The sequence below is a fragment of the Chitinophaga sp. Cy-1792 genome (genome assembly GCF_011752935.1).
GTDB lineage: Bacteria > Bacteroidota > Bacteroidia > Chitinophagales > Chitinophagaceae > Chitinophaga.
On record NZ_VWWO01000001.1, the window covers coordinates 429,346 to 440,651 of the forward strand.

10 protein-coding genes are annotated in these 11,306 nt (G+C 43.7%); 4 read left to right on the top strand and 6 right to left on the bottom strand.

What is annotated here, in order from left to right:
- Positions 1-256 precede the first annotated feature (256 nt).
- Entirely contained in the window at positions 257-535 is a 279-nt protein-coding gene (locus tag F3J22_RS01765; RefSeq protein ID WP_167013675.1) for a hypothetical protein, read from the top strand.
- A 247-nt stretch (positions 536-782) separates the two neighbouring features.
- On the opposite strand, the gene F3J22_RS30775 is transcribed toward F3J22_RS01765, so the two are convergent.
- From F3J22_RS30775 to F3J22_RS01795, 6 genes are all read right to left on the bottom strand, one after another.
- Positions 783-1,811, bottom strand: coding sequence for an NAD(P)H-dependent glycerol-3-phosphate dehydrogenase (locus tag F3J22_RS30775; protein ID WP_167013677.1), 1,029 nt, complete (start codon positions 1,809-1,811; stop codon positions 783-785).
- 103 nt (positions 1,812-1,914) lie between these two features.
- Positions 1,915-3,294 (bottom strand): efflux RND transporter periplasmic adaptor subunit, encoded by a 1,380-nt coding sequence (locus tag F3J22_RS01775; protein ID WP_167013679.1) that lies wholly within the window; start codon positions 3,292-3,294, stop codon positions 1,915-1,917.
- Between the two features lie 23 nt (positions 3,295-3,317).
- Complete coding sequence (locus F3J22_RS01780) at positions 3,318-4,877, bottom strand: TolC family protein (RefSeq protein WP_370459399.1); 1,560 nt, start codon at positions 4,875-4,877, stop codon at positions 3,318-3,320.
- 40 nt (positions 4,878-4,917) lie between these two features.
- Entirely contained in the window at positions 4,918-5,583 is a 666-nt protein-coding gene (locus F3J22_RS01785) for an ABC transporter ATP-binding protein (protein WP_167013683.1), read from the bottom strand.
- A 142-nt stretch (positions 5,584-5,725) separates the two neighbouring features.
- Positions 5,726-6,415 carry an ABC transporter ATP-binding protein gene (locus F3J22_RS01790; protein ID WP_167013685.1) on the bottom strand — a complete coding sequence of 230 codons (690 nt, stop codon included), beginning with the start codon at positions 6,413-6,415 and terminating at the stop codon, positions 5,726-5,728.
- Positions 6,416-6,449: 34 nt separating this feature from the next.
- Positions 6,450-7,697 carry an efflux RND transporter periplasmic adaptor subunit gene (locus F3J22_RS01795; RefSeq protein ID WP_167013687.1) on the bottom strand — a complete coding sequence of 416 codons (1,248 nt, stop codon included), beginning with the start codon at positions 7,695-7,697 and terminating at the stop codon, positions 6,450-6,452.
- 210 nt (positions 7,698-7,907) lie between these two features.
- Between F3J22_RS01795 and F3J22_RS01800 the strand changes: the two genes are divergently transcribed.
- The 3 genes from F3J22_RS01800 to F3J22_RS01810 are packed head-to-tail and all read left to right on the top strand — an operon-like array spanning position 7,908 to position 11,304.
- Positions 7,908-9,263: a sigma-54 dependent transcriptional regulator gene (locus F3J22_RS01800; protein ID WP_167013689.1), complete on the top strand. Its 1,356-nt coding sequence runs from the start codon at positions 7,908-7,910 to the stop codon at positions 9,261-9,263.
- Positions 9,264-9,265: 2 nt separating this feature from the next.
- Complete coding sequence (locus tag F3J22_RS01805) at positions 9,266-10,606, top strand: PAS domain-containing sensor histidine kinase (RefSeq protein WP_167013691.1); 1,341 nt, start codon at positions 9,266-9,268, stop codon at positions 10,604-10,606.
- A 14-nt stretch (positions 10,607-10,620) separates the two neighbouring features.
- Positions 10,621-11,304: a lysoplasmalogenase gene (locus F3J22_RS01810; RefSeq protein WP_167013693.1), complete on the top strand. Its 684-nt coding sequence runs from the start codon at positions 10,621-10,623 to the stop codon at positions 11,302-11,304.
- Positions 11,305-11,306 lie beyond the last annotated feature (2 nt).

Sequence of the window (11,306 nt, forward strand, 5' to 3'; positions counted from 1 at the left end):
GCGATTGTTCTTCATTTGTGAATTCAATACTGTTACAGAATTATATCATTTTGGACTACTCAGATTATCAATTCGGGATTTATACAACTATAACGATAACAGCTATATAAATTTTACATCCGAGGACTCTTGTCTATTAACATATAATTTCGTTCACACGGAATAACAGAGCACCCAAGGAAAACCTTAATAAAATGATGAAGCTTTCCAAAATCAGAAAGGATAAACTATTTGTAGAACCTCTAAACTTGCCCTCATGCGTAATATTTCCTGCACATTCAATGTAGATGGTGTGCCTACCAAGGTCATCCTCAGAAAAGTCCCCAAAGAAAGAAGATTCCTGGTATCATTAGATGGCGTATCTACCGAATACGTGATCTCAGACGAAACCAATGAAATCGAATACTTTGACGGTCCGGTATTAAACGACTATTTCTTCAGCCGGGTCGTATGGCTTATCAGACAATACTTCCCTAATGTCCGCGCCATTGTAAAAGCCGGTGAAGATGATTATGAAGATTATGATGATTACTAGCAGATAAAGGATATTCTGCCTTGATTATAGCTCCCTTTTCATAGATTGTCATGTCATAATATTCTCCTCAGATATTAAATGAAGAAATTTATAACAGAAGAAAATGTACCCTTTTTTTCTGTTTTATCGATATTCTCTATTCCGAAAAGGAACTAAAATGTGATGTTTAGTATTTTACCAGGCAAAAAAAAGAAGAACGGGTAATGCCGTTCTTCTTTTTAATATGTTATGGAGATGATTTAATTATTTAGATAAATCCTTTTTCCAGGGCCAGGAATGCTTCTGTAGGATGTACCTGCTGCCAGAGAATGGCAAAAACAGCCTGTGCAACCGGCATAAAAGCACCAATATTACGGTTCATTTCATGCATACACTTGCTGGCATAATACCCTTCCGCAATCATGTTGAGCTCCAGCTGCGCCGCCTTTACAGAATACCCCTTACCGATCATATTACCGAAAGTACGGTTACGGCTATGTAGTGAATAGCAGGTCACCAGTAAATCGCCGAGATATGCACTGGCACTATAGTTATGCACAGCGCACTCCACACCTTCTTCCTCGGCTTTTGCATTTTCATATTTCTCGAGAAAGGTCTGCATCTCCCTAAAACAATTTGTAATAAATACGCTCAGGAAGTTGTCGCCATACTCCAGCCCATGTGCAATACCAGCGCCCAACGCATATATATTCTTCAGCACGGCAGCGAGCTGCACGCCGATCACATCTGTATTAACGATGGTTTGCAGGTAACTGTTAGAGAATTTATCTGCAATAGCCTGTGTTCTTTCAGGAATCAGACCGGAAAAAGTCAGGTAAGAAAGTTTTTCATTGGCCACCTCTTCCGCATGACAAGGTCCTGTGATGGTGAAATACCTGTCTAACGGCAGCTTAAAGCGATGTGCCAGATATTCATTTATCAGCGTATTCGTGCTGGGCACCAGTCCTTTGATGGCCGAGATCACATATTTATTTTCGAAAGCATTTTCTGGCAGGTCTACCAGTACTTCTTCCAAAAAGGCGGATGGTACAGAAAGTACAATCTGATCAGCTGCACCAACAATATATTCCAGGTCGCTGCTCAGCTCGAGCAGGTTGGTATTGAATTGAACAGAAGTCAGATAATGCTTATTGTGATGACGCAACTGCATATATCTGATGGTATCTTCATTACGAATCCACCAGTAAATGCGATGTCCGTTATCTGTCAGGATCTTGGCGAGTGCGGTTGCCCAGCTTCCTCCGCCAATAATTCCTATACTGGTATCCTTACTCACAGTGCGAATTTTTACGCAATGTAACGAAATTGCCTCTATTGGAAATGAGAAAGCCGTCTCTATTGTATAGAGACGGCTTTCTCTTATCTGTTGTTATAACGGATTATTTCTGGTTGCCTTCAAAGAGTTGTGTTTTCGGCACTACTTTCACTTTTTTCCCGTTGGAAAGTGTTTTACTTACAGCACTGTAAGGAGCACTGATAACGGTATCTCCTTCTTTCAGGCCGCTGAGGATTTCAATATTTGTATCGTCCTGTACGCCGGTTGTTACAGTAACCATTTTAACGGTATTGTCTTTTTCCAGTACAAATACCACTTCATTCACATCCGTTTTGGTGGCTGCGGAAGAACCAGGTGTAGTATTATCCTGTACTGGTTTCTTATCTCCTTTTACACTGTCGAGGTCACGGGTGGTAACTGCGTTGATAGGAATGGCCAGTATATTGTTTACGTGTCTTGTCTGAATATCCACGCTGGCACTCATTCCCGGACGGAAAGGGTATACTCTTTTCTGGCCGTTGGAGGTTACAACGAGGTCGCTATAACTGCTGGGCAGGATACGGATATGTACAATATAGTTGGTAACCTGTTCTGCGGAGCTGGTAGAAGTAGATGTCAGCGAAGCAGCGTTTTTGCTGGAGCTGGCGATCTGAGTTACGATGCCTTTGAATTTACGGTTGTTGTAGGCATCTACTTCAATGATGGCGGTATCGCCATATTTTACTTTAGGGATATCATTCTCTCCTACATCCACCTGTACTTCCATGGCGTTCATATCAGCGATACGAAGCATTTCAGTACCGGTCATCTGTGCGGTACCAACTACACGCTCTCCTTTCTTTACATTCAACAGGGAGATGATACCACCCATTGGTGCAGCGATAGTGGTTCTGCCCAGATTTTTATTAGCTTCTGTGAGGTTGGCCTGCGCACTGGCAACAGCAAATTTATTACTGTTGATAGATTGTACAGCGGCGTTATAATCAGCCTGGGAGGCGAGATAGGTCGCTTCTGCGGTCTCAAACTCGGAACGGGAAATCACTTTCTGTTCGAGGAGAGATTTATTACGGTCGTATGCCGCTTTATTCTGGTCGAGACGGGCTTTATAAGAACTCAATGCGGCATTGGTGTTGGCCAGCTGGGCCTGTGACTGGCTTACGGAGGCAGCAGCTTTGTCTACCATGGAACCGTAAATATCAGCGTAGATCCTGGCTACTACCTGCCCTCTTTTTACGGAATCTCCTTCCTGTACGAGCAGGTCGGTGATTTCACCGGAAACGTCGGAGCTTACTTTTACTTCAATTTCGGGATAAATTTTACCGCTGGCAGTAACTACCTCGATAATATTTTTCTTTTCCGCCTTGTCTGTCGCAACTTTAATTCCTTCTTCCTTTCCAACAATTCCGGCTGCTTTTAATACCAGAAATAGAATAACGAGTGAACCAAGAATGCCTATGAGCCAATAAAGTGTCTTTTTCTTCATAAAGCAGTTATTTCCTGGACAAGCTACAGGGAAATTTTCTGATCTCTGTAGAATTCCAGCAATTTCATTTTAAATATATAATCATACTGCGCAGAGACCTTGTCTATCTGGGCTCTGAACAGTTTACTCTGTGTAGTAATATAATCAATGGTATTCATCAGACCAAGGTTAAAACGCTTGGTAGCGAAATCATAAGCCTTCTGTGCGGCATCTACTCCTTTTGTAGATGCGTTGAATTTCTGTAATGCTGCTACAGCATTGGCATGAGCAGTATAAATATCCTGTCTGAGCTTCTGAACATCCAGGTCACGGTTCAACTTTACATTTTCAACATTCAGTGCCGCTTTTTTGGAATTGGCTTTCGCCTGCCATCCGTTAAAGATAGGAATGCGTAGACTCACTTGTATATATTGCTGGAAGTTATTGCTAACCTGGTCCCAGAAAGGCGACATTGTAATGGCGCCTGGCGGGATGGTATAACCTGGCTGTAATACATAGGCACTTGGGTTACTGGCTAAAAAACCAATCGTGTCTACTTTGGGTACTGCCTTTGACAGGTCTGTCGTTTTGATATTATTGGCAAAGCTGGATCCCAGACCTGCGGTTAGGCTAAGATTAGGATACTGTTGGGCTTTTACCGATTTATAATTAAACTCTGCTGATTTGATTTTCATTTCATCAGATTTCAGCAATGGATAAGTAGTAGTGGCGGTACTGTATACCATTTCTGGCGCCATTTCATCCAGGCGTGCCATCTGCAAATCAAAGATATTTTCAGGTACTTCTGGCTGGAATGGGATTTCGAAATCCAGGTTTAGGTAAGCCTTCATCTGAAGGATGGAGAGCGTTACATTATTTTGAGCGGTAACCAGATTCACGCTGTCGGAGGCCAGCTGTGCTTCCAGGTCTGCCTGGTTGCTTTCCGGTACAGATCCTGCGATAACGAGTTTTCTGGTGTTTCCAAGATTGGAATTGGTGAGCTTTACCTGAACTTCATTTACCTTAACCTGTTCAATATTTAACAATATCTGCAGAAAAGCCGTTGCAACATTAAATGCAAGATCATTACGGGCTTTGTCCATCAGGAAGATGTTGGATTTAAGATCCATCAGGTTTGCTTTAACCTGATTTTGCATTGAAAACCAGTTAAATATATTGACTGAAGTCGTCAATCCTCCATTAGCTGAGTAGAATGATTGCTGAATATAAGTGTTAGTCGCCGGGCTGGGGTTACGACCTTCGTTAAATGCTCCACCGAGGGAACCACTTAAGGAAGGTATCCTGTTAAGCTGGCTTTGTTTAAGGGTTAACTCAGCCATACGTTTTTGTATGTCTTGCTGTTTAACCTGAATATTATGTTGTAATGCATAATCCACGCAACGTTGCAAACTCCACGTATCCTGCGCAACTGCCGTTGAGATGTTAGCAAACATGAACAAAAGCAGGCACCAGCCTGCGTATCGGGATAATCTCATAGCATTACAAAAATATAATAATTGTGATGATACTTTCATCTTCATAATGACAGAAGGCAAAATTTTCGTAGGTATGGCATCATACCTCGAATTTTGAGTGTACAACATAATCTATTTTTATCAGATTTGATAAAAGCAACCAGAAATATTATGCCTGTATTTGTCCATCGCGAAGCTGGATGATACGGTTGCCATAGGTTGCATTAAGGTCGGAGTGGGTAACCTGAACAATGGTGATTTTATCTTGCTGGTTAAGTTCCTTAAATAATTGCATAATAACTTTTGCCTGGTCTGAATGCAGGTTACCGGTTGGCTCGTCGGCAAGAATAACCCTTGGTTCCGCTACCAGTGCACGTGCAATACCTACCAGCTGCTGCTGGCCGCCGGAAAGCTGGTTCGGGAACAGGTCTTTTTTAGCAACAATATTAAAGCGGTCCAGGATATCGGCCACCTTACTCTTACGCTCTGAAGAAGGAACGTTCTTATATAATAATGGCGTTTCGATATTTTCGTATACCGTCAGTTCATCGATCAGGTGATAGGCCTGGAATACAAAACCTATCGCTCCGCGGTGCAAAAGGGTACGTTTCTTCTCACTCAGTTTATCTACCTGCTCATTCTGGAAAAAGTACTGGCCGGCTGATGGCTCTTCCAGTAAGCCCATAATATGAAGTAAGGTAGATTTACCGGAACCGGAAGGCCCCATAATGGAAACAAACTCTCCTTCCCTGATTTCCAGATTGATATCTTTCAAAATTTCATTCTTCCCAAATCCTACGGGATAATGTTTGGATATATGCTGCAATTGTATCATTATAATATTTTTTAGAGATAAAAAGTGACAGCGTGTGTTGACACACCCGCTGATTTGCTGTTTCTTGTTATTCTACTCGTATTACTGATAAAATCTTAACGTTAAAGGTTGTACGCAGAAATTATGAACGCTCCCCTATTCCCTATACGTGAAACTGCTCACGGATATTCTCTGTTACCACACGGCCATCGAATAAGTTGATTACACGATGTGCGAAGCCGGCGTCGTAAGGTGAGTGCGTAACCATGATCAGGGTAGTACCTGCGTTGTTCAGCTCCTGTAACAGTTTCATTACTTCTTCCCCATTGGAGGAATCCAGGTTACCGGTAGGCTCATCCGCCAGTATCAGATTAGGTTTGGCTACCACCGCACGGGCAATGGCTACGCGTTGCTGCTGACCACCGGACAGCTGCTGCGGAAAGTGATTCCGGCGGTGCATGATATTCATGCGCTCCAGCACTTCTTCTACCTTTTGCTTTCTTTCCGGGCCCGGCACTTTCAGGTACAGCAAAGGCAATTCTACATTTTCATATACGGTGAGTTCATCTATCAGGTTGAAACTCTGGAAAACGAATCCAATGGCTCCTTTACGCAATTGCGCACGTTGGCGCTCACTCATTCTGGCCACTTCTTTGCCCCAGAAATGATATTCTCCATCAGAAGGATTGTCCAGCAATCCCAGGATATTCAGTAAGGTGGACTTACCACAACCAGAAGGGCCCATAATTGCTACAAACTCTCCGTCCTGAATTTCCATATTGATACCGTTCAATGCTGTGGTTTCTACTTCTTCAGTAGTAAACAGTTTTTGTAAGTTAACGGTGCGTATCATAATTTCTATTTAAGGGATTTGAAATATAATATTACTAAAAGGCTAAGACATCTTTGTTACCAAAACTTTCATAAGAAGAAGTGATGACCTGGTCGCCAGGACGGAGACCATCCAATACTTCAAAGAACAGTGGGTTTTTGCGGCCCAGGGTGATGTTACGTTTTACAGCACGGCCACCCGCTTTATCTACCACATATACCCAGTTTCCGCCGGTATCAGAGAAGAACCCTCCCAGTGGCAGCAGTATTGCTTCTGCGGATTTCCCCAATACCAGGCGTATAGGGCTGGATTGTCCGCGGCGAATACCTTCCGGAGTGCTCTTTTCAAAGTTAAGGTCGGCCTGGAAACGACCGTTTTTCACTTCGGGATATACTTTGGTAACGATCATGTCGTAGTTTTTGCCATCAAATTCAAAAGAAGCTTTCAGTCCGGCAAATACCTGTGAAACATAATGCTCGTCTATATCAGCCCTGAGCTTAAACCCATTCAGATCATCGATCTGACCGATATTCTGGCCGGCGGTGATGCTGGACCCAACTTCTACATCTATGGAAGACAGCTGACCGGAAACAGGAGCCCTTACAATGAGGCTGTTAAGGTTCTCCTTCATGAGGGCCAGGTTACGTTGTGTACGCACCAGGGTGCCCTCCAGCTGTGCGATCTGGCGTACGGCATTTTCATCCTGGTATTTCTGCGACTGTATCTGGATATCCCGTTGTTTCAACAGGCCTTCCAGTTCAAACTTATTCTTGTTAAACTCCTGGCGGGCAACGATCTTCTCTTCTACCAGCTGCTTGTTCCTATCATAGACATCCTGTGCTTCGGCGATTCGCGCATCCATATCATAGATCGTTTGCTGCATGGTAAATTTCTGCTGACGAATGCTTAACCGGGTATTCTGCAATTCATTCTGTAAACGATATATCTCTGTTTCATGATTGACGAAGTCCATCATGAGTCGCTGGTTATCAAGCCGTAATATAGAATCACCGGCTTTTACCATGCTACCTCCTTCCAGGTATTTATGGCTTACATACCCGCCTTCGATGGCATCCAGGCGGATTGTTTTTAATGGCATCACCACAGCTGTTACGGCGATGTACACGTCAAAAGTTCCTTTGGTAACGGGAGAAATGGTTATTTTATCTTTTTCCACATTCAGGGTGGAACGATGGTCGGCAAAAATGAGATTATAGGCAAGTAGTAATACTACCAGGCTTCCACCCCCTATCATCAGGATGCGTTTTTTTGACCAGAACTTCTTTTCTATTTTTCTGTCCATGATTTTACAGATAATTTGCTGACCGGTATAAGTCAACCGATATGCCAGAATAATAAATTATTGTAAATCAATTATTTACACCATACTTAGACTGGCATCGATGTCCTGTGCCGGACAACCTTCGTTCACATTCGGACACTTTTAAATCTTTGTAATTCTCCGGAAAAAATTTCTTTATTATTGTGTGAAATACCCAACACAATTACCGCTATGACCACATTGCAACAGGGGAAAATCCTTATAATAGATGATGATGCTGATGTTTTAAGAGCAGCCCGATTATTACTCAAACGTCATTTTGAACAGGTAGATTTTGAAAAGAATCCGCAGAAGATCCCATACCTGGTTACCAACTTCGACTATGATGTCATCTTACTGGACATGAACTTCACCCGCGACCTGAACAGCGGTAAGGAAGGTTTCGAATGGCTGGACCGTATCCTGGATATCAAGCCTGAATCGACAGTAGTGCTTTTTACTGCCTATGGCGATGTGGAAATGGCCGTCAGAGCTATTAAAGCAGGAGCCACAGACTTCGTGCTGAAGCCATGGGAAAACGATAAACTGTTAGCTACCATACAGGCGGCGTACAACAAGCACCAGGCTGGTGGCAGCAAACCGAATACTGCTGCGACCCCGGCAAAAAATAACAATCTGCTGATAGGTAAAAGCCCTGCCATGCAGGAAGTTTTCGATACCGTAGAGCGTGTAGCCGGCACCGATGCCAATGTACTGATACTCGGAGAAAACGGGACCGGTAAAGACATGCTGGCACGCCATATTCACCAGCTCTCTCACCGCAACACCAAACCCTTTGTCAGCGTGGATCTTGGCGCTATAGCAGAAAGCCTGTTTGAAAGTGAATTGTTTGGCCACGTTAAAGGCGCCTTCACTGATGCCAGGGAAGACAGGGCCGGTCGGTTCGAAGAAGCAAACGGCGGCACTATATTTCTCGATGAAATAGGCAACGTTACCATTCCATTGCAGGCAAAACTATTGACAGTACTGCAAAACAGGAATGTTACCAAAGTTGGCTCCAATAAAAACATCAATATAGATGTAAGGCTGATATGCGCCACCAACCGCAATCTGCCACAGCTGGCAGCGCAGCACCTTTTCCGCCAGGACTTACTTTTCCGTATCAATACAATTGAGATACATCTGCCTCCATTACGTGAGCGCATAGAGGATATTGTGCCGCTGGCAGAACATTTCCTGACGATCTACAGAGACAAATATAAAAGACCTGTCAACAGCTTCAGCGATGCGCTGATCAACCAGTTACAGAAATACGAATGGCCTGGTAATATCCGTGAATTACAACATGCTATTGAAAGAGCGGTGATCCTCTCTCCCGGAAAAACATTACAACCGAAAGATGTTTTTACAAAAAGTAACAGTGTTACAGATCAACCCGCGGATACCGGCTACAACCTGGAAGACATGGAAAGAAATGTAATCACACAGGCCATGAAGAAGTGTAACGGAAACATCACTGAAGCCGCGAAAGAGCTGGGACTCAGCAGGGCCGCACTTTACAGACGTCTGGAAAAATATAACATCTAAGCATGAACGGATTTAGTATCAATATCCTTTTAAGGATAGTACTCCTTACTATCACCATTACAGCAGGCGTATGGGTATACCTGGATATCAACACGTCCCTGGCATACCTGTTTCTGCCACTGGTATTGATACAGTTATACGGCATCTACTATTACCTGAACAGGATCAACCGTAAACTCACGCTGTTCCTGGAGTCTATCAGGTATGAAGATTTTTCAATCAGATTCAGTGCAGATAATAAACTCGGTAAAAGTTTCAAAATGCTTAACCAGCAATTCAATGAAGTACTGGAAGCATTCCGTCAGACCAGGGCCGAGAAGGAAGCCAATCTAAAATATATCGACACCATTGTTCAACACATCAGCATCGGCGTTCTTTCTTTTGATGCAGAAGGGAAAATTGAACTGATCAACCCCGCAGCTTTCAGGTTGTTGGGACTTTACCGGCTGCGCAACCTCAATGAACTGAAAAATGTTCATCCCGGGTTGTTTGAGCTGCTGCTGGAACTTCCATCTAACAACAAAGCATTATATGCCACCAAACAACAGCAGCAGCTGTCTATACACGCTACTGCTGTCAGGCTGCAGGGCAGGTTGATTAAATTGATCTCGTTGCAGAATATTCATGCTGAGTTGCAGAAAAAAGAGTTGGAAGCGTGGCAGAACCTGACCAAGATACTACGTCATGAGATCATGAATTCAGTGACACCGATTGTTTCACTGATAGGCACCATGCGTGAGATCGTTGATCAGGACATTGCTCCCGGCTCCGATAACCCGGAAGGTATTGCTGATCTGCGCGAAGCGCTGGAAACAGTGGAAAGCAGGAGCAAAGGCATTATGAACTTCGTGAACGCTTACCGTGACTATACCACTTTACCTCAGCCACAGTTTACGAATATCAATGTGCGGACGCTGGTAACCGGTATCAGCAGTTTATTCCAGCCGGATATGAAACAGGCAGGCATTCAGTTTTCGTTAATGGTAGATGCAGACCAGGCAGAATTACATGCAGATGTATCGCAGCTGCAAATGGTGCTGATCAACCTGATAAAAAATGCCATGGATGCGCTGGAACACACTGCCAATCCTGCCATTGAAATGAAGGTATTTCAGCCTGCCAGCGGCCAGGTACTTATTGAAGTCACAGATAATGGTCCAGGCATCGACGAAGGCGCCATGGAAAAGATTTTCATACCGTTCTTTACTACCAAGAAAAAGGGATCCGGTATTGGCCTCAGCCTGTCGCAACAAATCGTTCAGCTGCATGGCGGACAACTAAAGGTGAGTAGTCCGGGTAATAACGGTAACGGCACTACGTTTTCTATCTCTTTAAATATCTGACCAAAACAATACTTATGCTCAAATCCAGATGGCTGATCCTTTTTCTGATAGTATTAGTAGCAGATGTAGTATTTACCGGGTTACACCTGGAAACCTACAGGTACGTTAGCAAACCACTGTTAACCATTATCTTAGCCATCTATGCAGTGAGCGAAGGACACAATATCAGGGGCAGCTTCAGGGCTTTTTTACTGCTGGCGTTATTATTTTCTTTCGGGGGAGATGTTTTACTGATGTTTGACCATGTAAATCCATTGTATTTTATGCTGGGACTGGGAAGTTTTCTGCTCGCCCATGTCATGTACATCACTTTTTTCCTGAAGATCAGGTATAGCAATCTGCCGGCACCCTATTGCAAGTATCCTTTCATATTTTTACATGCGGCTTTTCTTATCTGGTTTATCCTCTTCCTGTTCCCATACCTTGGTGCACTACGTATACCGGTAATCATCTATGCCCTGACTATTTCCATAACGGTACAAAGCGTCTTGCATGCCTTTCATTTCAAATGGCAGCCTGAAGGATGGTATTGCATCACTGGCGCTGTGCTTTTCATGATTTCGGACAGCCTCATCGCGGTAGGCAAGTTTTATCATCCCCTACCGGCAAACGGCGTATGGGTAATGCTTACCTATGGCCTGGCCCAGCTTGGTCTGGTATATGGTGCCGTAAAGTTTTTTGCAGCACACCGGCGCTAAAA

Bases quoted from the DNA above. Each gene is read 5' to 3' on its own strand.
- F3J22_RS01765 (WP_167013675.1), top strand. From the start codon at position 257: ATGCGTAATATTTCCTGCACATTCAATGTAGATGGTGTGCCTACCAAG.
- F3J22_RS01775 (WP_167013679.1), bottom strand. From the start codon at position 3,294: ATGAAGAAAAAGACACTTTATTGGCTCATAGGCATTCTTGGTTCACTC.
- F3J22_RS01780 (WP_370459399.1), bottom strand. From the start codon at position 4,877: ATGTTGTACACTCAAAATTCGAGGTATGATGCCATACCTACGAAAATT.
- F3J22_RS01785 (WP_167013683.1), bottom strand. From the start codon at position 5,583: ATGATACAATTGCAGCATATATCCAAACATTATCCCGTAGGATTTGGG.
- F3J22_RS01790 (WP_167013685.1), bottom strand. From the start codon at position 6,415: ATGATACGCACCGTTAACTTACAAAAACTGTTTACTACTGAAGAAGTA.
- F3J22_RS01795 (WP_167013687.1), bottom strand. From the start codon at position 7,697: ATGGACAGAAAAATAGAAAAGAAGTTCTGGTCAAAAAAACGCATCCTG.
- F3J22_RS01800 (WP_167013689.1), top strand. From the start codon at position 7,908: ATGACCACATTGCAACAGGGGAAAATCCTTATAATAGATGATGATGCT.
- F3J22_RS01805 (WP_167013691.1), top strand. From the start codon at position 9,266: ATGAACGGATTTAGTATCAATATCCTTTTAAGGATAGTACTCCTTACT.
- F3J22_RS01810 (WP_167013693.1), top strand. From the start codon at position 10,621: ATGCTCAAATCCAGATGGCTGATCCTTTTTCTGATAGTATTAGTAGCA.